The sequence below is a fragment of the Longimicrobium sp. genome (assembly GCF_036399255.1).
Classification (GTDB): domain Bacteria; phylum Gemmatimonadota; class Gemmatimonadetes; order Longimicrobiales; family Longimicrobiaceae; genus Longimicrobium.
In genome coordinates this window covers 82,007-106,266 of the sequence record NZ_DASWNM010000026.1, presented here as the reverse complement: position 1 = coordinate 106,266, position 24,260 = coordinate 82,007, and the positions used below count along the sequence as shown (strand labels likewise).

Sequence of the window (24,260 nt, the reverse complement as noted above, 5' to 3'; positions counted from 1 at the left end):
GCCGTGAACACCCGGATGCGCCCCAAGAAGGGGGCTGACCTCAGCGGCGCCCGGCGCGATGGCCCGGACGCGGTGGCCTGCACCGCAGGCGCGGGACGATTGCCGCTCCACGGCACCCCAGCCCCGGACTTTCTGGCGGATTCCGGAGTGGAACGCTTTCTCGTTCGCGCTACCGCTATCGCTGACGTGCTACAGGACAAGGCGGTGGATAGGCTAGGCGGGGGGATCACTTGGCAGGCCGCCCCCGGACACGACATGAAGTGCGCGCCCAGCGTCGGACCTCACATTTATGACGGCGTCCTGGGGATCGCGCTCTTCCTGGCAGCACACGACCACGCCTGCAGGAACGGTGACCACCGGGACTTGGTGTTGCGAGCCATTGGCCCGCTCAGGCGCACGCTGCGAGAGCTGGTTTACGATAAGGAACGAGCACAACGGCTCCGGATGCAGGTGGGCGGATTCGTAGGATTAGGCGGATTCGTTTACGCGTTTGTGCGTGTAGGCGAGTGGCTGCGCGAAAGGGTGCTGATCGAGGAAGCCCACGACCTCACCCTGCTGTTCACACGCGAGCGCATCGAGGCCGACAACCGCCTGGACGTGGTGGACGGGTGTGCGGGTGCGCTGCTCGCGCTGCTGGCCTTGGATGCAGCTGCACCCCAAGCGAATGCTGATGGCGTCACGCCGCTTGAGTTAGCGTGCACATGCGCCCATCACCTGATGGAACGACGCCGTTCGCACGAAGGGCGGCCGCAGGCATGGGCCGCCCCGGGAAAGCCACCGCTGGGTGGGTTCGCGCACGGCGCCTCCGGAATCGGCTACGCTCTGCTCCAGCTCTTCGCCCGCACTGGCGATGAGGCGTTGCGCGTGGCGGCGCGCGAGGGCGCCGCTTTCGAGCGCAGCCTGTTCGACCCCACCACAAACAATTGGCTGGACCTGCGGACCGGCCGCCCGCTGGAACAGAGCGCCTGGTGCCATGGCGCCCCCGGCATTGCCTTGGCGCGGCTGGGAGCGCCAGCCATCTACGAGTGTGGGCTCAAAGAGCTGCAGGGGCTGCTCCAGATCACCCGCTCTATCCCCGAGACACCACTCGACCACCTCTGCTGCGGCAATCTGGGCCGCGTGGACATCCTTCTCTGCGCCGGCCAAACGCTGGGCGACAGGACGTTCGTGGATGACGCGCTTGCCCAGGCTGACCGCGCTGTCTGCCGCGCCGAGCAGGCTGGCGAGTTTGCCGTCATCCGCCCCGGCGAGGCAGTCGGCCTAAGACCGGGCTTCTTCCATGGGCTATCCGGCGTCGGCTACGCACTGCTGCGACTGGCCAGCCAGGGAACGCTGCCTTGTACTCTCCGCCTGGAGTAAAAGTCCACATGGTGCTCGCGGATCCCGTCCTGACGGCCAACATCTACTGCGACCGGGGCCTCGACGCGCTCATCCATGGAGCGATCACACCGTTCCGTGCGCGGCTCCGCGACAGCGATCCCGGGGGGGGCTGGTCGCTGTGGCTGGTGCGGTATAGCCGGTGTGGCGAGCACCTGAAGGTGCGCCTGCACGGGCACCCGGAGCGGCGGGAACTCGCCCGCAGGCTGCTGGAGGAGTCGGTGCAAGCCTACTTCGCGGGACTTCCCCCCGTCAGCGGAGAGGTGCGTATCAGTCGAATGGGCGCGCCACCCATAGATGTCGAGGACGACGCGACGTCCGACTATCCTGACCGCACGCTCCTATGGACCCGGTATCGCCGCAGCCATGTAAATCTAGGTCCACCGCTCTTTCTGGAGGACGACTGGTACACCGCGCTTTTCACTGCATGTCTGGGCTCCGGGGCCGATCTGGTGCTGGATTTCGTGCAGCCGGATCAAGCTGGCAAGGTGCCGGGCGCGGCCCGCCAGCGCGGGCTACTTCGCGCCATCTTCGGCGGGCTTGCCGCTGTAGGTTTCTCTCCGGACGAACGCGCGGCATACCTAGCGTATCACCGTGACTGGTTGGTCCGCTTCAACGTGGCCGGCCCGGAAGCGGAAGCGGAACTGCTGGCTAGCTACGACCGGCGGGCGGAGGGGATGGCGTCCACCCTTGAGCAGTTGCGGCAGATCGCTGGCGGGTACTGGGGGGCTGCCCCGGGAAGCGTCACGGGCGCAGACGCCGACTGGCGGGACGCGCTCTCCGCCCTCGTGGAGTATCTGGCCCGATTCCGTGGAAATCCGGAGTACCGGCTGGACCCGTTCACGGATGACCCGGTGTTCCCGCCGCTCTTCAAAGCGTTTCACGCCCTTGCGAACCATCTGGGCATTGGCATGCTCGACGAGGCCCTCGTTCATCACCTCGTCTTGCGGGCCACGGCCACCCAAGTGGCCGGTACCGGAAAAGAGGCGGTCGTATGACCTGGCACGACCGCTCCTTCGTGGAAGGCGCGCCCCTCATCGCGCGGGTCGCGGGGTTGTCGGCCGAGATCGTGGAGCGATTCTCTACCGGTCTTTGCGCGGAACTCCAGGCTTTGCGCGGCGCCGAAGAGGAGCGCTTAGCAGCACGCGAGGCGATGGTGGATCGAGTGCACACGGCCGTTCCCACTGCCCCACCGGAATTGCGACGCTTTCTTTTGAACGTCAAGCGCGACTGCTTTAACGGCCGGTCGCTGGAGCGTCACCTGAAGTCTGCGCAATGGGCAGTGCTGCGGAATATCGCGGGCCCGGCCGCTGACCGTCTTGCGACGGCCGAAGAAGAGGCGACAGCCCGCTCGGCGGCATTTGACGAAAGGTTTTTCCGCGAACGCGACCGCCAGCGGCACCTGCTGGAGGAACAGTTGGACAACCCTGCGTTTGTTCGTGGCTTGGCGATGGCGAATCCGCAGATCTCCTGGATCACCCACCGTCTTCGCGACCGCGCGGGCTATGGCCACGGCAAAAAGAAGGCAGAAATCACCTTGCTGCGCTACGTCAGCCGCGCGGCTGTAAAGCTGTCGCCTTTTTCCACGCTGACTTCGCTCGCGCTTGCAACTCTCCGAAGCGACCTCGCGCCCGCGGTGCCGCGCCTCGTGGGAAGCGACTGGCGCGCTCGTTCGCTGGTGCGCATCAAGCCCTACTTGCTGGACCAGTATGCCGAGATGCTGCGCCGGTACCCGCCGTTGCGCGACCGCCTGCCGGTGGTGCTGAACAGTTCGGCAACCGAATCGGTGCCCGGGCGCTTCATCTTCCTCCGGCCTTCCCACTGGATCCATGACGAAGCGGCGGGCAGGCTCGGCTATCGCGAGCAATCCCTGGTACAGGTAGGGCTCAAAGGCCCGCTGGTCACCAGGCTTCAGGAAATCCTCATTGGGACCCAGCCTGGCTACCGGGAGCTGGTTTCGATGCTGGAGCGCGAGTTTGGCGCACGCGGAACCGCAGAACAGGTCGCGGGCCAGATTGACCAGTTGCTGCGCATAGGTTTTCTGCACCTCGTGCTCCCGTGGTCAGGGCACGAGATGCACATGGAAAAGAGGATGCTGCACCACCTCCGGTCCTTTCCACTTGACGACGCGCTCGTGCCGTTCACAGAGCGTCTGGAGCGCTTGGTCCAGTTAGAGGACGGATATGCAGCCGCGGAGGACCCGACGGAGTCGCTGCAGGATATCGAGCGGCTGACAGCGGAGCTTTGGCGGGCCGCCGCGCCCTTGGGCGGGCTCGACCCGGAGACAGGATACGGCCGGGCGTCCATTCATAACGTGCACGAAGAAGTCTTCCTTCTGCCCGAGGTCGCGAACGCCCCACCACCGTCCGTTGTCCACATGTCCGAGGCAGCGGCCGAGAAGGCACTGCGCAGCGTCGAGCCCCTGGTACGGTTGGCCTCGCTCTTTGAGCATCGCCACGAGTTGCTTCACGCGATGGAATCATTCGCCCGCGAGCGCTGGCCGGGCGAAGACGAGATCGCGCTGATGGATCTCTTCCAGGCGATGCAGCCTCTATGGCGGGACTACCTGTGCTTCCGTGTCGCCGCCCGGGAGGACGAGGGCTGGCGCACGACGTGGAACCCGCGGCGGTTGCCGGAGGTGGAGGCGCTGGACCGGTTTCGTGGCGCCGTGCTGGAGGGGATGGAGGAATGCCTGCGGCTTGAGCATGGGGTGCAGCACGTCTCAGGCGAGAAGCTGGCTGCGCTGCTGGACCGGGGACCGGCGCGCTACACCTCGGCTTCTGGGGGCGCCTGCCTTTTCCTGCAGCCGGCGAGCACTGATGGCACGCTATGGATGCTGAACCGGATGAAGGAAGGGACTGGCCGGTTCGGCAGCCGCTACACGCCAGTAATGGACAGCAGGACGCGCGCTGCCTACGCGTCGCACATCGCGGCACGTGGGGTCTTCCAACTGGACGGTGAACGGGTAGAGATGCTGGACCTGCGCTGCGTGCCGGGCGACAACATCAACGTTCACGCATGTCAGACGCCCGCTGTGTTGACCTTTCCCGGCGAGAATCCCGGCGTGGATGCACCAGGGCGGGTGCAGCTTAGTGATTTACGCGTCGTTTTCGGCGCGGGTGAGCCCGCGCTACGCGGCCGCGACGGATTGCGGTACGTCACGGCATTCCTGGGGCTCGCGTACGAAGACTACGTGCCGTCCCTGGTGCGGTTCCTCTGCGCGTTTGGGCCCAGCGAGATGAGCGCGGTGTTCCCACCCCGCGCCAGCCGGGATGACGGCCTGGTTACCATGAGCTGCCGAACGGTTATTGGCAACGTAGTGCTGCACCGCCAGGGATGGTCGTTCCCCACGCGCTTGCTACGGAACGCGATCGAGAAGATGACCGACACGGAAGCGTTCGCCGCGGTGAACCGATGGCGGATGGACCTCGGGATTCCCGATCGCGTGTTCATGGCGGAGCGGAGTCCCCACCCTATCCAGGGATTTCGTTACCAACCCCAGTACCTCGACTTCACCTCTCCGCTCTTTGTGGCCCTGCTGCGCTCGGCATTGGAGCCGCAGGGCGACTTAATCTCCTTCACGGAGATGCTGCCCACCTCGGCAATGTTCTCGCCCGACGCGGCTGGACGGCGGTGGGCGGTGGAGCTGCTTGTCGATTCTCTCGCATTAAGACCGGAGCCAGCCTCCGGTCCACAGCCCGGCGCGTGTGTGCGCGCCGTGTCCCCGCCCACGGTGGCGGGGAGTCGTTTCTCCCGAGCCTGATGGCTCACAGCCAGGAGGTAGCCCATGCCCGAAAACCAGAACCAGATCGAGAACGTGGAGATCGAGCCCCTCTCGGACCAAGACCTCGAGGGGGTCGCCGGCGGAAACGAAATCGGCGAAGAGTTGGTGGGAGACAGCGGCGGCACCACCAGCAGTGGCCCGAGCTGCTGCTCCTGCAGTAGCTGCTCGAGGTAGCCTGAGTTGCACCCGGCGGTAAGCGTCGGGACAGACAGCTTCTCAGATGGTGCGGGTCGTGTTCCCGCCGGTCCCGGCGGGGTGTCGTTCTCCCGAGCCTGATGGCTCACAGCCAGGAGGTAGCCCATGCCCGAAGACCAGAACCAGATCGAGAACGTGGAGATCGAGCCTCTCTCGGAGGATGATCTCGAGGGCGTCGCCGGCGGAAGCTTCTCCGCCGAATTGCCGGGAGACGGCGGTGGCACCAGCAGTGGTCCCAGCTGCTGCTCCTGCAGCGACTGCTCGAGGTAGCCTGAGCCGCGCCTGGCGGTGACGTCGGGAGCAGAGTTGGGCCAGATGAGCGGCTCGTTCACTGGCCTGCCTCTGGGCGGCCGGTTCTGCTTGCTGAGCAGGATCACGCCCGGCTCCTGTTCAGTCTCCAACAGGTGCACTTCTCTCCCGCCAATCGCGGCGGAGCGTCAGTCTCCCGAGCCTGGTGGCTCATATCAAAGAGGTATGTTATGCCCGAGGATCAGCACCAGCTGGAGAACCTGGAGATCGAGCCCCTCTCGGAGGAAGATCTCGCGGGCGTCGCTGGCGGAAACGAAACCGGCCAGGAGTTGGTGGGGGGTGACCCCCGCAGTTGTGGTGGCGAGTGCTGCTCGTGCAGCGCCTGCTCCGGCTGATGTCATTCCGCCCGGCATGAGGGGCGGCAGGCGGAAACCCGCTCGGGTGGTGTTCTAGGCGGTATTTCGCAATGTGCTCCTATGCTGAATGCAGCATTTCATCCGAACCCAATCGCGGACAGCCAGGAGGTAGACCATGCCCGAAGACCAGAACCGATCGATTGAGAACGTGGAGATCGAGCCCCTCTCGGAGGAAGATCTCGAGGGCGTCACCGGCGGAAACGAAACCGGCCAGGAGTTGGTGGGCGGCACCACCAGCAGTGGTCCCAGCTGCTGCTCCTGCAGCGACTGCTCGAGGTAGCCTGAGCTGCGCCCGGGGTGACCGTCGGGGACAGAGGCAGGCCAGATGAGCGGCTCGCTCACTGGCCTGCCTCTGGGCGGCCAGTGCTGCTTGCCGAGCAGGATCACGCCCGGTTCCTGTCCAGTCTCCCCAAAGTGCGCTTCGTTCCCGCCGATCTCGGCGGGGCGTCATTCTCACGAGCCTGACGGCTCATAGCCAGTGAGGTCGCTGTGCCCGAAAACCAGAACCAGATCGAGAACGTGGAGATCGAGCCCCTCTCGGACGAAGATCTCGAAGGTGTGGCCGGCGGAAGTACCGACCTCGTCACGACGAGTGGCGGAGGTTCCTGCTGCTCCTGCAGCCGTTGCTCCAACGACCCCTGAGCTGAAATGGCATAGGGGCTGGCACCCGCCAGCTCCTATGCCGGCATTGCGGTACACCAAGCGAGGGCGGGCAGGACCGGCAGTGAGCCGGTTTCGTTCCGCATCTCCCGGTTCCAGTCCCCTATCGTGACAGAGAGAGCATGGACGAAAGCCAGAAGCGGGCCCTCTTCGAGAACATGAAGATCGAAGGCCTGAGCGAGGAGGAGTTGGAGCGGTTGGCGGCAGGGATGCGCAACACCAGCCACGGCCCCCCCTGCTGCTCTTGCTCGAACTGCTCGGACACGACCGATCTCCGGAAGTGGCTGTCCATGGGGGAAACCCCGGCGGAGTGAAACGAGACAATCACGGCATCATGGGTTACGAGACGGTATTCCCCAGAGGTCACGAACGAAGGGCGAGCCCAAGCCATGGACCAGGTTTCATCCCAACATGCTGATTTCGGCTGGCTCCACTTCGTCGCCCGCAGCGGCGATGAAGGATCGCGCTGGGCGGAGCATTACCGGCAATTCGAAGCACTGGAGCAGCTGAGCACCCGTTCCCTCCTGCTGCTGCGGCGGGGCGATGTCCTGAGGGGCTACGAACTGCTTGAGGAGTTAGGCGAAGCTATACGCACGGTGGTTTCGGCGGACCCCTCCATTCGGTCGGTCTTGGAGCGGTGGTACTACGGGGTGTTGGGCTACTACTTCTACTGCATTGACCGCTCTGATGAGGCGGAGGACGCGATGGTCCAGGCGCACCGGGCAGTCACGGCAGCGATCGGCACCCGTCTCTTTCTGCTGCCGCTGGCCAACCATTGCCACGAGTTCCGTCTGCATCGCGCCCGCATCGCCCGCAACCGCCTTCGCTGGGAGCAGATGCAGGTGCACGTGGAAGAGGCTAGGGCAATGATGGCGGGCGTTGTTCCCTTCTGCGTGCTGAACGATGGCAGTCCCGTGCGGATTGCGGAGGTCTGCGCTTTTTACGCCGCCATTCCGTCGTTGACGGACGCGGAGCGCGACTCGTTGGCGGGATTGCTGAATGATGAGGTGCGTTTGCGCGGCTTTGAGCAATTCGTAAACAGCATGTACCGCGTTCCCGGCTTCGTCATCCCTTACCCCTGAGCCCGGCTTGGAGGACAAATGACCCACACGGCCCTTCATGTCTACTTTTGGGGCGAGGCTGAGACCAGCAGGCTCCTGACCGAGTGCCTGGGCCCGGCCGCCCGCGAGTTGCGGAAAAGCGGTCTGCTCGATCGCTTCTGGTTCACCGTTTTTGATACGCGGGGGCCCCACATTGTTGCCATCCTCAGCTCGACAGCGGCCGCTTCGGGTGCAGTCCGGCAGCTGGTGGGCGCTCGCCTGGAACGGTACCTGACGGAGCACCCCAGTACTGCGCAGCTCACCATGCAGGAAATCGAGCAGCGCCACGCTGAGTGCCGCGGAAAGCAGATCTCTGCAATCGACGCAGAGCCTGGCTTTGCACCGAACAACTCGTATCGCATGGCTCCTCACCCGTCAGACGGCTACCCCTTTACCCGGAGCGCCGGCATAGCGGCGGAGGACGATTTGTGGCGTACGGTCCAGGACGTGGTATTCTGGGCCATCGACCAGCGCCAAGCCGGCACCACCACGTTTGCCGCAGTGCAGTGGATCGGGTGGATGGACCGCGCGCTGGTGCGTGCCGGGGCGGACCCCGTGGAGTTCTGGCGCTATCACGCGCAGACGCTGCTGATCCCGTTGGAAGCAAGGCTACGGGAGGACGCATCCACCGTATTGGCCAACCTTCCCGGGGCTGTGAGGGAGCGGAATCGCGTGCTATTCGATCGCATCTGGGCTGAGCCTTCACAGTCGCCCTTGTGCGAGCAGCTGGTGGAGATCGTCCTGGTCAACGACGGGCGCACGGCCGAGCAGAAGCAGCAACTGCTGCGCGATATTAATCATTGTACGCTGGCGCAGCTGGGCCAGCCCGTTCTGCACCACATCCCGCTGGTTCTGTACGCATGGCAACGCAATCTCCAACTGCAGGCCGCGTAGCGCGAACGGCCACGCCGGACCCGGCCGCTTGGCGTGCGTGGCATTTGTTCTATCACGCCGCTCGGGAGCGGCTGGTGGCGGAGGTGGTGCGACCCACCGTAACGTCGCTCAAGGCCGACGGCGACATCACCAGCTTCTACTTTGTGCGCTACGATCTGGGCGGCCCGCACATCCGATTGCGGGTACGGCCCGCTCCCGGAAGGGATGAACTCGTAGAGGCAAAGGTCCAGTGGGCAGCGTCAGAGTTCTTCAGGCGGGAGCCGTCGACCAAGTCCGTTTCCGCGGAGACGATCCTCTGGCGGAACGCTGGCATAGCGGCATCCGACCCGCTTTCGGGAGGAGCGGCGGACGAGGTCCACCCCGACAACAGCATCCGGGAGTTCCCGGTGTTCTTCGAGGTGGAACGGTACGGCGGCCCCATGCTGTTCCGGCACTCGCTGGAGTATTTCACCATCTCCAGCGACGAGGCTCTCCGCTTCGTCTCGGCCGACCCTGGGGGCGCCGCAGGGCAGCGGCTGGTCATCGCGAGCCGCCTCTGGATCGATCAAGCATGGGGATTCGCGAAGGACCAGGTGGCGTTCATGGATCTGCTGGGCTATGCCAGCCGGCTATTCACGGGCGAGTGGACAGCACGTTTTATCCAGCGCGGTGACGAGGCCTTCGAGCGCCAGCGGGCGGTGCATACCCAGTTGCTTCGGCATGAGTTGAAGGCACTCGTCGCAGCGGACGGGACCCTGAAAGGCGGATTGTCACCGGTTTTGGCACAGGGTGCACGCCGGCTCGCGCGCAGTACCCGCCGCGAGGAGAGGGGGGCGTGGTGGATCATCGCCGCCAGCCAATTGCACATGACGGCTAACCGGCTGGGGCTGCTGAATCCCGAGGAGTTGTACCTGGGGCAGATCCTCTCGCGCGCCGCCCAAGAGCTTGCGACCGCGGAGCCGGAGTTCTGGCGGGCGTTGTGGGGGCGCCGGTAGGCGTAGGCTACCGTAAGATCCGGAGGCAGTTCGGAAACCAGGCGTAATCGCCGGCACTGCTGGCCGGCGGGCGCCACTATAAAACTTGCGCCGTTCAGCGCGTCCTTCTACTCGGTTCCGCCCCGCTTCCTCAGCCGATGCGTCGGTTCCAGCACCACTTTGCGGACCGTCTCCGGATCCTCCTGCATGTAACTTTTGAGCGAGCGATCATCCTTCCAGCCGCCCGCGGCGGCGATGTCGACGAGCGGATAGCCTTTGCGCTCGCTTACCCACTTTCGACGAAGCGTGTGCCACATCCCGCCGGGCTCGCGGGGAAGGCCGGCCGCCGCGAACGCCTTCTCCATCCAATCCCACATCGTCTTCTTGTTGACCGGTCTGCGCGGATCCACGCTCGACGGAAACACCGCCCAGTCCGGGTCCGGCCGCTCCGGCCGGATCGAGAGCAGTGCATCGCGCACCGCCGGGCTGAACGGCCGATAGAGCGCGGTCTTGCCCTTATCCGTCTCACCGGGCCACTGGATCGCCCCGAACTCCTCCCGGTCGAAGTGGATGTCGCACCAGCGCAGCTGCCGCCAGGCGCCGTTGCGGCGGCCGGTACCTTCGCCGACGATCAGCGCGGGGCGCAGCAAGGGATGGACAGTGTCGGCGGCCTGAAGGAGCCGCTCGACGTCGTCGTGCGTGACGATCGGCTGCCGCGGGTTCAGCTCCCGCGGGAACTCGATCCCCTTGAGCGGATCGGACGCGAGGAGCGTGACGCCTGCCTTGTTTTTCGTGACGCAGCCCCAGCGCAGCATCGTGTGCAGCGCCACCAGGTCGGCCCAGATGGTGCCGTCCCGCACGCCGGCGCTCCCGCGCCGGGCGACGTAGAGCAACGACGGATCGCCGCGCCGCCGCGCTTCCACGTATTCCAGCACCGCCTCCTCGTCGAGCGAGGAGGCGCGCTTCGTCGCGCCCAGGAAGGCCACGACACGTTCGAGCTTTCGCTCGTCTTCCTTCCGGGTGCGCTCCGCCTTGGCCGCGTGCTTCCGGCCGGCCAGGTACCGCGCCTTCAGCGCGCCGAGCGTGATCTCGCCCTGGCGCACGCCGTCGCTGGTCGAGCGCAGGTGCGCGATCAGCTCGTACGCCTCGCGGACGGCGCGGTCGCGGTCCTTGTGCCCCAGCGACTTCTTGTCTTCCTTGCCGCTCTTCTTTCCCGGGCTCGTGATCCAGACGGAGCGGTACAGGTTGCTGCCCGGGTACAGCTCGTAAACGCGTACGGTGAGCTTGTACTCACCGATCGACTGGCTCCAGCACTTCTTCCGCTTCGCCCCTGAGCGCTTCTGCGTGGCCATGCTCCGCTCCCGCGCGGCCGAGGCCGCATGCGCCGGGGTCACAGGGCACCCCGCCGGCCCGCGAGTCGGACTGCGTCCGCGGCCGGGTCGTACCCGCGCGTGAGCGCGGGCAGGTCGCCGCGGCGGACGAGATGGCGCCCGCGCCCGGCCGGCCGCCGGTCCGGCAGCGCGCCGGCGCGGAGTGCGCGCCGCACTGTCTCCTCGCATCGCCCGGTCACCTCGGCCGCCTCGGCCACGTCGACCTCGGCGTCCAGCCATTCACGGGCTGCTTCCACGAACTGGACGAGGAGGCGGCACCGCCCGGCGGCGGCGGCTTCCGCGCCATTCTCTCGCAGCACGCGGTTCTCCTCTTCGGCACGGCCTATCCAGGCCGCCATCCAGGGCTCCAGCCCCTTCGGAAGGTCCGGGAGTACGAATGCCGCGCCGGCTGAGCCGGACGCGGCAGAAGCGATCGTCATCGTCTTTTCGTGCTGAGCGCCTGACCGAGGGGTCAGGCGCGGTTGGCAGGTGTGGATTGGTGGAACCGGTGGGCGCGGCGCCCGGGGCGCCGGCGCGGGCCGCGGCACGCGCCGGCGCGTCAGCGGGGCGGTTTCGGCGGCTCGGCCATGTCCCTTTGCCACCTCGCGAAGTCCTCGTCGCGCCAGCCCTGCAGGCGATCTACGAGCGCGCGCAGCTCCGGGTCGCCGGCCATCCGGGCCTTGCTGGCCAGCCGCGCCGCGCGGCCGCCCTCCCCCATCTCCTCCGCCATCAGCTCCAGCAGCTTGGCGACGCCAGACTGATACGTCGCTGCCACAGTCAGCGCGCGCTGCGTGGGCTTCTTCACGGGCTTCTTCGGCTTTGCCATCGTCTCTTTCGATCCGTTTGCAGGGAGGTGTTGAAAAGGCTCGACGCAGCGGGGACACCTCCCGGCGGCGACGAGCCTGTTGTTTTGGGGGACAGAAGAAAGGAGGGCTGGTTCGGGTCGCGAGCGATGAGCATCTGCTCCGGCACCGGTATCAACCCTCCAACCGAAGTGAAGTGCTGAAATGAGATCAGAGCCTGCTGCCGGTGCCGCTAAACCGTCCGCTCAGACAGCCTCACCCTTGCGTGTGAGCGTCCGCCGGATGCCGCGGGTGAGTTTGGGAGGGGAATCTGACCATGCTCGAAGTGATCATCGAGCGCCTGTCCGAGAGAGCGCCGCGCGTACGGATCGCCACACGCTTGGCCGACCTGATCGAGGCGACGGATTCGCTAGCCAATCGGTCTTCCCCGCGTCCGACGCCGGGGCCGACGCTTGCATCCGTGCCGGACGGAAAGGCGGGATTGGATGACTGAGCGTATCCGCTACGCAGCCAGCTTGGAGCGGCAGTCCCGCGATTACGCGGAGGGCGTGGAAGCGCAGTACGCCATCACTCGGCAACGCGCCGCGAAAGATGGCTTCATGATCCCTGACGACCCGATGTTTCGCTTCACCGAAAACCATGTGCGCGGCCAATCGACCAACCGCAAAGAATGGGAACGGCTGGTGAAAGCGGTCGAGAGCGGAGACGCGCCGTTCGAGCGTGTGTACGTCAAAGCCAGACCGCGAACCGGGAGGTGGAAAGACCCCCGCGAGCATGTCCACTGGGAGTTCTGGTTCGAGAAGCATGGTATTCCGCTCGTCTACTGCAATCAGGAGCGGCACATCGACTTGCGCCAAGGGATGAAGGCCGAAGACCTCGGCCAGTTCGTGATGAACATTCTCGAGAGCGCGAGCAGTTCTACCGAGATCAAGGAACTGCGGGAGAAGGTGCGGGTGGGCCGTCGGCAACGCTTTATCGCCGGCTTCTTCCCCGGCACTCAGCCACCCTATGCGTGCGAGCGCTGGCTCGCGAATGCCAGCAAGACGTTCATCCGGGTCATACCTCCCGGAGAGCGGCTGTACATCGAAGGATGCCATGTCCGGCTCCGCTTCGTCGCGGACCAGCGGATTGAGGCCATTAAGCTGATCTTCGACCTGATCCGTCGAGGGAGTGGCACCGCGGTCGTGGCAGGAATCCTGAACGCGCGTCACTTCCCCAGGCCTACACCGGGCGTCCAATGGACCGGCGGAACCGTGCTCGCGATTGCCCGCCACGAGGCGTATTGCGGTGATTACGTCTGGGGCCGCTTGGAAGACGCGGACGGCTTTCGACACCCAGACAAGGCTTCGGAGCCCGTTCCGGCTTCGGAGGCGCTGGCGGCCGACTGGAAGCCGATCCGGTATACGGACTTCATCCCGGATCCGCCGGTCACTCGAGAGGTCTTCAACGAGGTGCAGCGAATCCTCGACGGCACCCGTGAGCTATGGCGTAGGCGCCACGCCACAAGCCCCAAGTACCTCTTGAGCAGTCTGTTGAGGTGCCAGCTGTGCGGGGCTACGTACCATGGACAAGAGGTCCGTGAGTACAAGAGTGGGAAGCGGTACGGCTACTACCGGCATACCCATCACACGCCGGTTGCGTTCGGAGGCCAGTGTCCGAACCCCACCCGAAGCCTGCCGGCGCCGGACGTAGAGCGGAGCGTGCTCTACGTACTGGCCGACCTGCTCCACAACCGAGACCTGGAGCAGCTTGTACGAAGTGACCTCGATCGTCGTCTCGGGCTGATACGGGCGGGAAGCAACGCCGTCCGAATCGAGAAGGCTGAAGAAGAGTTGGCGACGACCCGCACCCACATGCGCAACGCGCTGCAGATGGGCCACCACTTGGGCGGGGAGGCTGCCGTCGCGAACGCCGTGATCGCCAACCAACTCAGCTCGCGGGTCACAGAACTGGAGGAGGCAGTCGCACGCCTCAGGGAGGAAGAGGCGGACGTCCTCCGCATCCTGGAACAGGTCAATCGCATCCCGGATCTCGCGGGACGCATCCAGGCCGTTTTCGCCGAGGGCGATATACAGGCCCGGAACGAACTCATCGCCGACCTTTGCCCTCGCATTGAAGTGGATGCTACCGGCCCGCGGATCTTCATGAAGATCCGCGCTCTCTAGCTCCGCACAGCGTCACTTCGTGTCCACTGGCCGATGCACCCGGTATCACCCCCAACCCTGCTGAGAATTTTTAAGCCATGAATGACTTTCCTGGGAAGATCGTTCAAGACATAAAACTGGAGTACCGCGCGGACGTAGAAATTGAGGGAAGGAGCACTGTGGTGCTTGTTATCGAGGCAGAGATAAACGACTTTGTTCGCCGCGGATCGCACCGGAAGACGCTCAAACGCTTCGTTTCGGCGGACGCACTTCCAATGCTGCAGGAGTTGGCGATCTGTGAGCCGGGCCCCGACTGCACGCGAGACGGGATCCTTGCGGCGCGTGTGCTCTTGGAACTCGCGCGTGGGGCGACTCACAAAGAAGCTGGGGCGGCGGTGGGCCGCCCTTTCCATTTCTCAAGCCGTGTGCTGATTTGGGTTTTGAAGCACGGGCACGAGGCGTTGCGAAGGTTCAAGACCTATGAGAAGCCAAATGCCCGGCGATCAGCGGCCTCGAACCGCAAGGACTCCACCGGATAAGCGCTTGGGGGTACCGACAACGCGTCCGTTTTTCTCCTGTGCTCGTGTATACCCGCCAGTGTTCTATCGAGCTCTGCTTCCGATCTCCCACCGGCGTGAGCCGGGTTCTGGTCCTGACCTGCGCCGTTGCCGCGTGCCTAACCGCGGCGAGCCAGACCTCGCGCTCCAGCGCGTGCCGCAGCCGCCCCTCGTTCGCGTCCAGCCCCGCCAGCTCCTCCTCCACGCGGTCCAAGCTGCATCGCGGCCCTTCCTACCCCCGTCCCTGCCTCCGCATCCGGCCTTCTGATCCTGCGTCAGCCTTTTCTGTTCTGACCCCTCCCTGCGGCGGCGCGGCGCGGCCGGCGAGCCGAACGCCCGGACCCAGCGGATCAGAATCGACTTTAGCCGCTCGAGCGCTTGGGGCCGCCGTCACTGTCGGTGCCGCCGGTACGTCCGATCTGTGGGGGCGGCGGCGTGCGCGGCGGAGATGGCGGTCCGCCGTGGGCGCAATCACAGGCGGCGGGCTCACGTGCCCCGCGTGAGATCGCAAGCGAACACGGGAGAGAAGACGATGACGACACTGACCGGCACGATCCAGGGGGGGGCCACATTGCGAGATGCGCGGCGATACGGAATACGCATTTGCCGTGCTGAGGTCCGACGGCGACTCGTTGTACCAGCTGACCTACTCGGGCCAGGCGACGCAGATCGCCCTCAGCATGTCGGATGGTGAAACCGTCCGCGTCACCGGCCGGCTGCGCGAGGGCACGTCCATCACGGCGGCGGCCGGGATGAGCGGCGAGATGGCCCCGGAGGAAACCGAGTTCGCCCCGCCTTCGGCGCCGTCCCCGGGAAGCTGATGTAGTCGGTGGCGCCCGTTTCCTCCTGGCCGGATCGCGGAGGGGCGTCCGAGGAACCCGTTCCCAGGCGCTCCTCGGCGCGATTGCTCCACGCTGCAGCGCCGACGGGACCCGGACGTCGGTCCAGCCCGCGGCGCGCGCCTCTATGGCGCGGGGCGCGCGCCTCTGGTCCGGACCAGCTTCTCCCACGAGCCGCATCCCTCACCAATGGCAACCGCATCGAGCGCATGCTTACGCTGGATGCGGTCACGAATGGAGAGCGCCTGCTCAACAGTCGGCGGGTCCATCCAGGGCAGCTTCGCGAAAGCCTCCGCAGCCTTCCGGGAAATCTCCGGGTCGTCGCTCCTGAGCCGTTTCAGCAGGAAGGACGCGTCCTGGCGGTACGAGTCCAGCCCATCTCCATGCCGCATCGTCAGGCTCCCTGCCAACAGTCCCGCAGGATCTGCGGGACGGTAGATGTTGCGGCGGAGGCGTCACCGCGCGCCTGTGCTTCCGGCAGTATTTCGATCATCTCGCCTCCGTTGACCCTCGTGTGAGTGAACTCGGCGCATGTTGCGCCGCGGTCGACCGTTCGATCTTCCCAAGTATAGGACGTTCGGGCGGCACCGCGGCGAAGCGGCGCACCCCGCGGGCGTCTCCGACCGGCGACGCCTCTTCCTCACACATCCAACCAGACGTATTCTGATCCCTGCTGTAAAGGTTGTCCGTGGAATATCGTCCCGAATAGCGAATCCCCACGCACGCGCTCGCGCGCACGCGAGATGGCACATCCGAAGGTCTCGGTCCCCCGTGAATACGAGTTCAACGAGGCCGACCGGGCCGCGTTCCGGACGCGGTTCTGGCGCTGCCCCGTGCGCCTGGTCGAGGACAGCACGTGGGCGGCGCTATGGACGGCCGGCGGCCGCCGGAAACGCGGGGGCGGCGCCGCCGGCGCGCTGCTGCCGGTGCTGGCGCTGCACGCGTGGCCGGAGCAGGACGGCGCCGTGGCGGGGTGGACCGGAACGGCCTCCCTCCCGTATCGACGGCTGGCGCGCCTGGCCGGGCTCGACAAGGACACGGTCACTACGGCGCTCGGGGACCTGGCGGCCCTGGAGCTCGTCCGCGTGGAGGTCGAGCAGATCGCACCACGCGACGTGCGCCGGCGCGCGCTGGTGCGCGTCGCTGCCCAGGCTTTCGCGGCGGATGGCGAGCGCCACGTGCGCTTCCCGGGCAGGTTCGTCTACGGGGGCGGATGGGGCCGGCTGCCGGGTGCGGCGGAGAGGCACCTGTGCGTGGCGTGGGCGGCGTGGGCGCGCGCGCAGATTACAGACCCGGGCGCGGGGCCGCTGCCGCGCGAGCTGGACCTGCTCCGGGAGAGGCTCGGTCTGGTGAGCGGCATGGGGAGGACGGCCGTGCGGAAGGCGGTCGCCGAGCTGGTCGCGTGGCGGACGCCGACGGGCGCCGGTCTGGTGCAGGACAGGGGCGGATTTCTGCGTCCGGACCTGGAGGGGGAGGCGGCACTCCACGAGTGGCCGCTGGCCAACGCGGAGGCCGCTGCGGCCTCAGAGTCCGCGGAAGCTACGGCCGCAGAACCGAGAACCGCCCCGCGACCGGCCGCTGACCCGGAGTTGGAGAACAGCGCGGCACCCGCTTCCGACCGGAGCGGCGCGTCGGCCGCCGCGGCGTCAGCGCGGGAAGGAGCCGGGGCGGCTGAGGCGGAAGAGTCCGCTCGAGGGAACGCGGGAGAAGCGGGCGCAGCGAGCTGTGCGACCACGGGTGCGTGGTGGTCGGAGGCGCGCCGTTGAACCCGACGATGTAGCCGCTGCGCCCCCGCCCTTGCCGCCGCTCGAGGGGCAGGCCGCGTTCGAGGCGCGGAAAGCCTGGCTGGTGCGGCGGTACCTGGCGCGGTGGGCGGCCCGGGTGCTCCGGCGGAGTTGGGAGCCGGCCCGCGTGGCGGTGTTCGTGGACCTCTGCCCGGGGTCAGCTGTGGATGGTCGCCCGTCTGGGTTGCAGGCGGCCCTGGAAATCGCGCAGCGCATGCGCCTGAAGAGGCGGCGGGACGCGCCGCTGCCCCTGGAGGTTGTTGCGGTCGCGCAGGATCTGGAGCGTGCCCAAAAGCTGCGGTCGGCGTTCAGGTTCTACTCGCATGCGCGCCTGCTGAGGGTGACGCAGATGCCTCCAGGCGACTGCGTGGATCGCTTCGGCCCCCAGCAGGCCATCCTCGTCTTTCTGGGCGCAGTTGAGGACGCGGTGCTGACCGTCCCGGAGATTCAGCTGGCCTTTGCGAAGCCCGATCGGGAACTGGTGGCGCTGAGCAGAAGCGGGCTGCCGGATCCGCCAATCGGACGGCTGTGGCGATCGGTCCGCGATCTCCGGCAGGAGGACCAGGGGGATGTCACGCGTTTGGCTCGGGGCGCCATCAGGGCAGGGGCTCGGACGGTGCTCTCGACGCCGCTGCTTTCGCAGGCTGGGGCTCCCGCCGGCCTGGCGGTGCATGCTGCGAATGGCTTGAGTCCGATGCCGCAGTGGAAAGCGGCGCTATCTCCGTCCGGGCACCGCCGACAAGCGCCTGCGCAAACGGAGTTCAGGGGTCGCTCGGGCCAGGAACCCCAATCCGTGGCGGAGATGATCGCCCGCGCCTTTGCTGGGCGCCAGGTGCCGTGGTCGCACGCGGATTGGAAGTTCTCGCCGCTGAGACGGTATGCCTTGAGGGCGTCGGCGCTATTGCCCAGTGAGTTGCTGGGCTTAAAACGGGAGCTCACAGCCCGCGGCTGCCGTGAATCGCACCGGCCGCTGGCGTACCGACTTCCGAAAACCTGACTGAAGGCGGGCTCATCAGGCGTGAGCCCCTCCTCTATATCTTCGAAGGCACTTACGAGTTATGTCGGGCCGTGCTGTGCAATAATCAAAACGCGAATCTAGACCCATCATTTTCCCCACGTCACTACTGAAGCGTGCTCGCACCACACGAACTGGGGGAGCGTGAATGTAGTGAAATCCGATCAAATGAGAACCAAAGGTATTCCCGCCCCATTTCGAGGCGGAAACGCCCCACCTTGGGGCTTTTCGGACCTACCTGCTCAGGTGTGCAAAATCTCCGGAGATAAGAAACAACAACGACTTACATAACTGTCGTGAACAGTGTGTTTTTTGGTATAAAGGTTGCTTAGAGCGAGCCGTCACCTCACAAACCCCTCGGTGACGTCTCAACCCGTAACCAGCTTTCACCCCCACACCCCAAATGGAGGAGCAGATGCGAGTAACGCTGCACACTGGGTAGTGCGCGCCACCCCGATCATGGCATCATGTTCGACTTCTTCCTTTCCTCCTGTGGAGCCACAATGATGACTGTACCAGCCTCAATGCGCCGCGCGGGCGCCTGTGTCTGCTTGCTCGTGCTGATCGCTCTCTCCGGGGCGTGCGAACGTAACCCGATGGAGCCACCCGTGTCGGCCGAGCGCAGTAATCCTGCTTTGGGCGGTTACCTGGGCCCGAACAATTTTACAGGGGATGAGGACCAGACGGCCCCCTCATCGGGACCTCAAGGACAGGATTCTACAGTGACCGTAGAAGGCTGGACCTGAATCGCTGACGGTTGGTTGGAATGAGGGGAGGGGGTGGCTGATCGTCAGGCCACCCCCTCCCCTTTTCCAGTGCGGTCCATTGGAAGGCTATCGGAGGGCTTCCATTATCTCATATACAAGGTCGTCAATGCGACGCTCATTGAACAAAGCGCCAACACGAACGAATGTATTCGTATCAGGCCCGACTCTGGGGAGTTCCTGAAGAAAATCTTCGGCCTTTGCGACTACAAAGAGTTCTTTGCGCTTCTGGGCGATGGCGTGTGACCGTTCTGCATACCTTCGCGCCTGCTGATCGCGTCCGAGTGCTGCGGCACCATAACCGAGGTCCAACAGTGCCTGAGCGTGGTTTTCCCCGAATGCAGAGGTTGCACCAAGCAAGGCTTCTACATGGCTCGTAATTCCATCGAACTTGGCAGAATCTCCGAGCTTTCCATAGCTGTGGGCGATGTTGGCGAGCACCACCAGGCGACGAACGGGCTCTTCGACAACCTGCAAAACTTCGTTGAAGATGGACAGTACTCGTTCTGGGGTGCTTTCGCGAATCAGCCAGACATACGCGAGATCATGCGCCAATTGCGCGATACGGTCCTTTCGGGCGCCGCACGCATCCAACGCTTTGCGGGCGTACGACACTCCCTCGTCGGTCTTGTCACGCTCAAACGCAACTACGGCGAGGCTGTGGTAGCCATCGCTCTGAAGTTCACGAAGCCCGTGGTCTAGTGCAGTCGCCAAGCTGCGCATGTGCGATGCCTCAGCATCCTCGAACTCCCCTTGCTGTTCCTGAGAACGTCCCAACCCGGCGTAGGCGCGGGAAACTGTTTCCCAGTCCAGTGCTGCCCGACCTCGCTCGATGGCGGCTTTGAAAAGCCGTTCTGCTTCTTCGTAAACAGCGAGCCGCCGGGCCAGTCGGCCGGCCTTATAGGCAGCGACTGCACTGGAGGGATCCAAGTCTATCGCGACCCTCGCGTAGGAAATCGCCAGATCGAGTTCCAGCTTCTCCTCGGTCCAATCCGCCAACTGAATACATGCGTGGGCGGCCCCGGTCCGGTCTCCATGCCTCATCGCGCCGACGACTGCTCTCGACAGACGCGCAATTTCCTCGTCCCCACCCCGTGAGCGCTTCGGCAGCACGCCTACACATCTGCTGTCGTTCTCTTGGAGCGAAGCAATGCTAACGCGAAGCCCATTCAGGAGTTCGTGGAGCAGTTGCGTTGTCTGCGTGGACAGGGTCCGAGCTCCCCCACTCGCGCGCCGACGACGGTTCCCACGATCAAACGCTGGCATAAAAGTACCTCGATGCGAATGTTTCTTCCCGAGCGATGAACGGAAAACAGATGGACATGGCGGCACCTAGTTCTTCTTGGAAGAGCGGCCGCTTGGGAGCGCACGGCTTCCACTAGGTGATGCGGCCGGCGGCAGAGCGGCCGCAGGCTTGACAGGTGGGAGTGCTGCGGGAAGCGCCCGTTCTGGCCGACGCGGTACCGTGGGATGGTTATCGATCATCACACTGTTGATTCGCACGGTGTGCTTCTGGATCGCCCTTCTGAAATCCTTGATCGAGATACGGGGTTCAGCCCCGCTTTCCTCTTCGAGTGCTCCGACATGCTGGACGATCAGCCCTGTTACTTCGTCAGTGACCTCTTCAATGGCGGCTTCCAGCGCATCGTACACACGTGAGTCGAATGGCTCTGCTCCTGCCAGCAATGCGGAGCCTGTCACCTCCCAGTTCTCTTTAAGCTCTTTGATCAACCGGGTGCTCCTCGCTTTAATCGGGCCGATCTGCGTATTCGAAGCTATCATCTGGGACAGATCGCCGATGCCCGCGGCAAGCATCTCCACCGTTGTCGTGCGGAATTCGCGCAGGTAGTCCTGTACGTGATCCATCACGACATGTTTGTACAGTGATGCGAGCCGCTCCGCTTCCTTAGTCTCCCTGAGTTCTTTCTGAGCTCTCCGATTCAGTCGCACTGCGCTGAACGCAGCGATGGCACTGATGGATGCTGCAATCGAACTCAGTAGCGGTGCAAGCTCGAGCAGCGTCACCATGGGCGGCCATGGTGAGGCTGCTCGACAGAGCCCCGTGTGCCTGGGCAGTAGGGGGACACGGCTTGGCTCATGCGGCCGCGCGTGACTCAGCTCGCTGCAACTGAAGGACGGCTCGCCCGATCTCGTCCTCAATCTCGGCACTGAAATCCGGTCCCGTGAAGCTGTACTTCTCACGGAAGCGATCCTCGCCCAAGCGAAAGATAGAAGGCCGGATGAAGCCACGGAGGAAGGAAGAATTCACCGAAATCACCCGTGCTGGGATCACGATTTCCACCGGATAATCCTGAAGATCATGATAATCCAACTGGGCCTCCCGGCGTGCATCTTCGCCGGTTAGATCACCCGCTAGGAGCCGCTGGGGACCAACGATGGCATCGAGAATGGAATCGAGTTCGATGCGGACGGCGGTGGCGGTGGTCATGGCTTTTACCTCACGTCTTATTGTAGAAAGCAGTCGCACACGGCGAACTGCAGGGTCAACAGTGTGCCTGGGAACTCACACCCCAGGTTTGTGACGGCCGAAGGATCGGGCCGGTCACGCAAGTCCTTCGCCGCATTGAAAGCAATATCACGGCGTTTTGCTGTACGCCGACGCTCCAGCCGACTCTCCTGCAACGTGTATCGTCCGTCGAGGAGCACCCGGGTGGTACCCGAGATCCAGCACATCCTCGGGTTGCCCTCAGGAGCTTGAGCGAGGATGTATTCAAACAGTTCCAAGCCACGCAGGGTTCCAACGCCTCGTTCATCCTCGAAGGCGGTACTGCCATCCTGGATCGCGAGCAGGGTCAGAAGATCGGCTTTTGTCCATGAGGTGTCGAACCCGTCACGCCGCTCGTGCTCGGCAATTAGGAGTTCGTAGTCCTCAAGTGTCGGGAACCCGCGGGGGGCTGCTTGGATGGTCGACGCGATGCTCTGTCCGAAGTTGAAGACGGTCACATGGAGGATCGGAGCCCCACCCGTCCCGTTCTCTACGTGCTCGGAGATCCACCAATCCGAATCCGAGTGTGTCGCTGCGTTCGTCATGGCTTCTCCAAAGCCGTGACCGAACGATTTGCTGAATTCCGCGCTCGGCGTTCCTCTGCCGTGTTCCTCCAGCCAAGCCGCTAATCTGTCGTAGATTCGTTCTCCGTCGATCCCCGCAGCCTTCTGAGCCTTCTTCTTGTCCCACTCCGGCGCGCGCCGACCACGATGCAGAGGAAAGAGAGAGGGCTTCGGCAACTTGGTCCGGTCCTCGGCAGCAACCATTCGGGACGCTCCAGCAGCTGCGAGCGACGGGAGGAGTCTCTCAGTGTGCGGCAAGCGCAGAGTGATCTTAGATCCGCGGTTTCCGGCCTCTTCGAGCACAGCCAGCATCGTCGAGGCCGCACACGTGTCTACGTGCTCCAGACCGCCCAGCTCAATCTCGATCTCCGCAGCGCCGGCGAGAGCAGCCGCTGCGATGCGCCGGATGCTCCGGGTCGCGAGCTGGGGCTCTCTCACGAACGAGAATACCGCAGGCATGTCGATCGTAACCCTATCTGCATCCCGTGGGAGATCTTCATCACCGTGGGAGAAACAGGCGAGGTGATCGAATGGCTCTCCCGCGATCACGTCTGCACTGCCGGGAGACGGGCACCCGTACGACGGCGGTCGTGGTTTCGTTTCGAACCTCTTCCGCCAATTGAGCGCGCGTGGAGCGGAGTGCCCGCTCCACCATTCCTTCGGTCGGAAGTATCCGTGCCCGGTGCGCTGATGCATACGTTTACCACTTTCGTGGCCGGCGGCAACGTCCGTCCGGTGGTCAACAGGAACTGCGTCGCCCGCCTAAGCCTCGCATTTCCCGTCGCATCTTCCAAGCCAGTCCCGATCTGGATGTCACGATCTAACCTAACGAATTCCTCCGTAGCGACATAGCACGCCATTGGCTCCCAGGCAACCAGTCCAAGCCACCCGTTGCAGATTGCAACGACCGTGGCACAAGTGCCCCATTCCGGTGCGCGCCGCCCCATTTCGCTTCGCTTCGCATTTGTCAAGGTTTATAGATACCGGATCGCAAGATTTACGTAATTCACCAAGGCGAAGGCGGCGTTCCCTCCCGTGCATTCGATTCTGGTAGTTGACCTCGGCGCGAATCCCGGGGCTTCTGCTTTGCCTACAACCGATAAACCGGAGTCCGGCACAAGGGACGGCCAAGTAGCCGCCCCTGGTTTGCGGCAACGGAGCTTGGTGAGAACGCACGTTCACTGATCGTCTTCCGGTTCGTCGATGATCTCAAGTGGCGCTTCGCCGCGGATAGGGCCGTTGTCTCCCTGTGTTTCAGCGATGATGCGGACCGTTCCCCGGAAGGGGGTGTTGCCTGCGGAGAAACGTACACTAGCGGTGCTAGTGGAATCCGATGTGGACGGAAGACCAAACTGGCCGATTGGTGTTGTCGTTCCAGCCATCACTGCTGAAAAACTGACGGGTGTGCCGCGTGAAACCACACCACCCGAACGACGGAGCTGGGCGGAGATCCGTACCTCGTTCTGAATGCCTGCCGGCACAGCGAACGTTGAGGGCTCGACAGTGATCGACTGCGGCCGCGCGACAGAGAACGTGACAGAGTCCGTGAGGATGTCGGGATCGACGCTCACGCGCAGCCGGGCCAGCGATGGGCTGGTGGGCGCCCGCAGGAAAGCGGTGGCTGTTCCATTGATCGCTGGGAGTGTCAGTTCTCGCGTGCCACTCTCAGTGAAAACACCGGCTGTCGTTGTGAACTTGACGGATGGACGATCCTCGGGGCGGCCAAGAGGAACCGTCGCCGTGATCCGTATCGACGTCGAGCCGTCTGCGAGAGCGATCGCCGGAGTAACCTCGAGTGAGGTCAATGCACGGTCAGGAGGGATGTTGGGATCATCGTTGTAAAGGCAGCCGCTGGAGAGCGCCAGCGATGCGTACAACATCCAGTTTCGAACTCGCATGTGACTCACGCGACCGAGAGGGTGATTCTTGTGATGAACTCAATGCCTCGATCCGGTCCGAAAACGGTGATGTAGACGGGCGCGATAGCCACACGGCGTCCGTTCCCGCGGACAATACGGAAATCATGTGACGACTCGGCCGGGCTGCTTCTAACCGCGACGTCCTTGGTAATCGTCTTCACCATCTGGCCTTCGTTTCCTTGAAAGTGCAAATCGTTCTCTTGTGGTGCTGGGTTCTCTTCTGGTGGAGGGGTAAACGAGAAGCGCACGCGTGCGCGCCCCTCGCCTAGCGTCCCGAAGAGATGCAGCTTGATCGTGATGTCCTGCGGAAGTGCCAAGGTACCAGCTGGACCCGTGGGCTGGCGCGATTGATTGATGCTCATTTTCTA

General features: G+C 64.5%; 26 protein-coding genes. 16 read left to right on the top strand and 10 right to left on the bottom strand.

Going from position 1 to position 24,260, the window contains the following annotated elements:
• Positions 1–15 precede the first annotated feature (15 nt).
• The 10 genes from VGC13_RS04470 to VGC13_RS04425 all read left to right on the top strand — a co-directional run bounded on the left by VGC13_RS04470 (position 16) and on the right by VGC13_RS04425 (position 9,649).
• Positions 16–1,359, top strand: coding sequence for a lanthionine synthetase LanC family protein (locus VGC13_RS04470; protein ID WP_331124009.1), 1,344 nt, complete (start codon positions 16–18; stop codon positions 1,357–1,359).
• Positions 1,360–1,367: 8 nt separating this feature from the next.
• Complete coding sequence (locus tag VGC13_RS04465) at positions 1,368–2,375, top strand: lantibiotic dehydratase C-terminal domain-containing protein (RefSeq protein ID WP_331124008.1); 1,008 nt, start codon at positions 1,368–1,370, stop codon at positions 2,373–2,375.
• Positions 2,372–5,140 carry a lantibiotic dehydratase gene (locus VGC13_RS04460; protein WP_331124007.1) on the top strand — a complete coding sequence of 923 codons (2,769 nt, stop codon included), beginning with the start codon at positions 2,372–2,374 and terminating at the stop codon, positions 5,138–5,140. The genes VGC13_RS04465 and VGC13_RS04460 overlap by 4 nt, the downstream gene beginning before the upstream one ends.
• A gap of 24 nt (positions 5,141–5,164) precedes the next feature.
• On the top strand, positions 5,165–5,335 hold the full coding sequence (locus VGC13_RS04455) for a hypothetical protein (RefSeq protein WP_331124006.1): 171 nt from the start codon (positions 5,165–5,167) through the stop codon (positions 5,333–5,335).
• 126 nt (positions 5,336–5,461) lie between these two features.
• On the top strand, positions 5,462–5,626 hold the full coding sequence (locus VGC13_RS04450) for a hypothetical protein (protein WP_331124005.1): 165 nt from the start codon (positions 5,462–5,464) through the stop codon (positions 5,624–5,626).
• Between the two features lie 510 nt (positions 5,627–6,136).
• Positions 6,137–6,301: a hypothetical protein gene (locus VGC13_RS04445; RefSeq protein ID WP_331124004.1), complete on the top strand. Its 165-nt coding sequence runs from the start codon at positions 6,137–6,139 to the stop codon at positions 6,299–6,301.
• A 502-nt stretch (positions 6,302–6,803) separates the two neighbouring features.
• Positions 6,804–6,995, top strand: coding sequence for a hypothetical protein (locus VGC13_RS04440; RefSeq protein WP_331124003.1), 192 nt, complete (start codon positions 6,804–6,806; stop codon positions 6,993–6,995).
• A 75-nt stretch (positions 6,996–7,070) separates the two neighbouring features.
• Positions 7,071–7,763 carry a hypothetical protein gene (locus tag VGC13_RS04435; RefSeq protein ID WP_331124002.1) on the top strand — a complete coding sequence of 231 codons (693 nt, stop codon included), beginning with the start codon at positions 7,071–7,073 and terminating at the stop codon, positions 7,761–7,763.
• 18 nt (positions 7,764–7,781) lie between these two features.
• Positions 7,782–8,675: a lantibiotic dehydratase C-terminal domain-containing protein gene (locus VGC13_RS04430; RefSeq protein ID WP_331124001.1), complete on the top strand. Its 894-nt coding sequence runs from the start codon at positions 7,782–7,784 to the stop codon at positions 8,673–8,675.
• A gap of 74 nt (positions 8,676–8,749) precedes the next feature.
• Complete coding sequence (locus VGC13_RS04425) at positions 8,750–9,649, top strand: lantibiotic dehydratase C-terminal domain-containing protein (RefSeq protein WP_414682978.1); 900 nt, start codon at positions 8,750–8,752, stop codon at positions 9,647–9,649.
• A gap of 107 nt (positions 9,650–9,756) precedes the next feature.
• Here VGC13_RS04425 and VGC13_RS04420 read toward each other — a convergent pair whose 3' ends face one another.
• The 3 genes from VGC13_RS04420 to VGC13_RS04410 all read right to left on the bottom strand — a co-directional run bounded on the left by VGC13_RS04420 (position 9,757) and on the right by VGC13_RS04410 (position 11,824).
• Complete coding sequence (locus VGC13_RS04420; protein ID WP_331123999.1) at positions 9,757–10,980, bottom strand: tyrosine-type recombinase/integrase; 1,224 nt, start codon at positions 10,978–10,980, stop codon at positions 9,757–9,759.
• A 38-nt stretch (positions 10,981–11,018) separates the two neighbouring features.
• Complete coding sequence (locus tag VGC13_RS04415; protein WP_331123998.1) at positions 11,019–11,438, bottom strand: hypothetical protein; 420 nt, start codon at positions 11,436–11,438, stop codon at positions 11,019–11,021.
• A gap of 119 nt (positions 11,439–11,557) precedes the next feature.
• A complete protein-coding gene (locus VGC13_RS04410) occupies positions 11,558–11,824 on the bottom strand; it encodes a hypothetical protein (protein WP_331123997.1) in 267 nt (88 codons plus the stop codon).
• Positions 11,825–12,117: 293 nt separating this feature from the next.
• On the opposite strand from VGC13_RS04410, the gene VGC13_RS04405 reads away from it, so the two are divergent.
• The 4 genes from VGC13_RS04405 to VGC13_RS04390 all read left to right on the top strand — a co-directional run bounded on the left by VGC13_RS04405 (position 12,118) and on the right by VGC13_RS04390 (position 15,323).
• Positions 12,118–12,294, top strand: a complete 177-nt coding sequence (locus tag VGC13_RS04405; RefSeq protein WP_331123996.1) for a hypothetical protein — start codon at positions 12,118–12,120, stop codon at positions 12,292–12,294.
• Positions 12,287–13,966, top strand: a complete 1,680-nt coding sequence (locus VGC13_RS04400) for a recombinase family protein (RefSeq protein ID WP_331123995.1) — start codon at positions 12,287–12,289, stop codon at positions 13,964–13,966. The genes VGC13_RS04405 and VGC13_RS04400 overlap by 8 nt, the downstream gene beginning before the upstream one ends.
• A 77-nt stretch (positions 13,967–14,043) precedes the next feature.
• Positions 14,044–14,484, top strand: coding sequence for a hypothetical protein (locus VGC13_RS04395; protein WP_331123994.1), 441 nt, complete (start codon positions 14,044–14,046; stop codon positions 14,482–14,484).
• A gap of 626 nt (positions 14,485–15,110) precedes the next feature.
• Positions 15,111–15,323, top strand: coding sequence for a hypothetical protein (locus VGC13_RS04390; RefSeq protein ID WP_331123993.1), 213 nt, complete (start codon positions 15,111–15,113; stop codon positions 15,321–15,323).
• 143 nt (positions 15,324–15,466) lie between these two features.
• Here VGC13_RS04390 and VGC13_RS04385 read toward each other — a convergent pair whose 3' ends face one another.
• Complete coding sequence (locus VGC13_RS04385) at positions 15,467–15,733, bottom strand: hypothetical protein (RefSeq protein ID WP_331123992.1); 267 nt, start codon at positions 15,731–15,733, stop codon at positions 15,467–15,469.
• 351 nt (positions 15,734–16,084) lie between these two features.
• Between VGC13_RS04385 and VGC13_RS04380 the strand changes: the two genes are divergently transcribed.
• Both VGC13_RS04380 and VGC13_RS04375 read left to right on the top strand, forming a co-directional pair.
• Positions 16,085–17,107 carry a hypothetical protein gene (locus VGC13_RS04380; RefSeq protein WP_331123991.1) on the top strand — a complete coding sequence of 341 codons (1,023 nt, stop codon included), beginning with the start codon at positions 16,085–16,087 and terminating at the stop codon, positions 17,105–17,107.
• Between the two features lie 31 nt (positions 17,108–17,138).
• Positions 17,139–18,122 (top strand): hypothetical protein, encoded by a 984-nt coding sequence (locus VGC13_RS04375; protein ID WP_331123990.1) that lies wholly within the window; start codon positions 17,139–17,141, stop codon positions 18,120–18,122.
• Between the two features lie 851 nt (positions 18,123–18,973).
• On the opposite strand, the gene VGC13_RS04370 is transcribed toward VGC13_RS04375, so the two are convergent.
• From VGC13_RS04370 to VGC13_RS04345, 6 genes are all read right to left on the bottom strand, one after another.
• Positions 18,974–19,903, bottom strand: coding sequence for a tetratricopeptide repeat protein (locus tag VGC13_RS04370; RefSeq protein ID WP_331123989.1), 930 nt, complete (start codon positions 19,901–19,903; stop codon positions 18,974–18,976).
• 333 nt (positions 19,904–20,236) lie between these two features.
• Entirely contained in the window at positions 20,237–20,932 is a 696-nt protein-coding gene (locus VGC13_RS04365; RefSeq protein WP_331123988.1) for a hypothetical protein, read from the bottom strand.
• Between the two features lie 67 nt (positions 20,933–20,999).
• The gene (locus VGC13_RS04360; protein ID WP_331123987.1) at positions 21,000–21,353 is read right to left on the bottom strand and encodes a hypothetical protein; all 354 of its coding nucleotides are present in this window, start codon (positions 21,351–21,353) and stop codon (positions 21,000–21,002) included.
• 17 nt (positions 21,354–21,370) lie between these two features.
• Complete coding sequence (locus VGC13_RS04355) at positions 21,371–22,522, bottom strand: hypothetical protein (protein ID WP_331123986.1); 1,152 nt, start codon at positions 22,520–22,522, stop codon at positions 21,371–21,373.
• 629 nt (positions 22,523–23,151) lie between these two features.
• The gene (locus VGC13_RS04350; protein WP_331123985.1) at positions 23,152–23,850 is read right to left on the bottom strand and encodes a hypothetical protein; all 699 of its coding nucleotides are present in this window, start codon (positions 23,848–23,850) and stop codon (positions 23,152–23,154) included.
• 26 nt (positions 23,851–23,876) lie between these two features.
• Complete coding sequence (locus VGC13_RS04345; protein ID WP_331123984.1) at positions 23,877–24,254, bottom strand: hypothetical protein; 378 nt, start codon at positions 24,252–24,254, stop codon at positions 23,877–23,879.
• Positions 24,255–24,260 lie beyond the last annotated feature (6 nt).

What these genes read in the sequence shown, in the direction of transcription:
- VGC13_RS04470 (WP_331124009.1), top strand. Translation starts at nt 16, where the DNA reads ATGCGCCCCAAGAAGGGGGCTGACCTCAGCGGCGCCCGGCGCGATGGC.
- VGC13_RS04465 (WP_331124008.1), top strand. Translation starts at nt 1,368, where the DNA reads ATGGTGCTCGCGGATCCCGTCCTGACGGCCAACATCTACTGCGACCGG.
- VGC13_RS04460 (WP_331124007.1), top strand. Translation starts at nt 2,372, where the DNA reads ATGACCTGGCACGACCGCTCCTTCGTGGAAGGCGCGCCCCTCATCGCG.
- VGC13_RS04455 (WP_331124006.1), top strand. Translation starts at nt 5,165, where the DNA reads ATGCCCGAAAACCAGAACCAGATCGAGAACGTGGAGATCGAGCCCCTC.
- VGC13_RS04450 (WP_331124005.1), top strand. Translation starts at nt 5,462, where the DNA reads ATGCCCGAAGACCAGAACCAGATCGAGAACGTGGAGATCGAGCCTCTC.
- VGC13_RS04445 (WP_331124004.1), top strand. Translation starts at nt 6,137, where the DNA reads ATGCCCGAAGACCAGAACCGATCGATTGAGAACGTGGAGATCGAGCCC.
- VGC13_RS04440 (WP_331124003.1), top strand. Translation starts at nt 6,804, where the DNA reads ATGGACGAAAGCCAGAAGCGGGCCCTCTTCGAGAACATGAAGATCGAA.
- VGC13_RS04435 (WP_331124002.1), top strand. Translation starts at nt 7,071, where the DNA reads ATGGACCAGGTTTCATCCCAACATGCTGATTTCGGCTGGCTCCACTTC.
- VGC13_RS04430 (WP_331124001.1), top strand. Translation starts at nt 7,782, where the DNA reads ATGACCCACACGGCCCTTCATGTCTACTTTTGGGGCGAGGCTGAGACC.
- VGC13_RS04420 (WP_331123999.1), bottom strand. Translation starts at nt 10,980, where the DNA reads ATGGCCACGCAGAAGCGCTCAGGGGCGAAGCGGAAGAAGTGCTGGAGC.
- VGC13_RS04415 (WP_331123998.1), bottom strand. Translation starts at nt 11,438, where the DNA reads ATGACGATCGCTTCTGCCGCGTCCGGCTCAGCCGGCGCGGCATTCGTA.
- VGC13_RS04410 (WP_331123997.1), bottom strand. Translation starts at nt 11,824, where the DNA reads ATGGCAAAGCCGAAGAAGCCCGTGAAGAAGCCCACGCAGCGCGCGCTG.
- VGC13_RS04405 (WP_331123996.1), top strand. Translation starts at nt 12,118, where the DNA reads ATGCTCGAAGTGATCATCGAGCGCCTGTCCGAGAGAGCGCCGCGCGTA.
- VGC13_RS04400 (WP_331123995.1), top strand. Translation starts at nt 12,287, where the DNA reads ATGACTGAGCGTATCCGCTACGCAGCCAGCTTGGAGCGGCAGTCCCGC.
- VGC13_RS04395 (WP_331123994.1), top strand. Translation starts at nt 14,044, where the DNA reads ATGAATGACTTTCCTGGGAAGATCGTTCAAGACATAAAACTGGAGTAC.
- VGC13_RS04385 (WP_331123992.1), bottom strand. Translation starts at nt 15,733, where the DNA reads ATGCGGCATGGAGATGGGCTGGACTCGTACCGCCAGGACGCGTCCTTC.
- VGC13_RS04380 (WP_331123991.1), top strand. Translation starts at nt 16,085, where the DNA reads ATGGCACATCCGAAGGTCTCGGTCCCCCGTGAATACGAGTTCAACGAG.
- VGC13_RS04365 (WP_331123988.1), bottom strand. Translation starts at nt 20,932, where the DNA reads ATGGTGACGCTGCTCGAGCTTGCACCGCTACTGAGTTCGATTGCAGCA.
- VGC13_RS04360 (WP_331123987.1), bottom strand. Translation starts at nt 21,353, where the DNA reads ATGACCACCGCCACCGCCGTCCGCATCGAACTCGATTCCATTCTCGAT.
- VGC13_RS04345 (WP_331123984.1), bottom strand. Translation starts at nt 24,254, where the DNA reads ATGAGCATCAATCAATCGCGCCAGCCCACGGGTCCAGCTGGTACCTTG.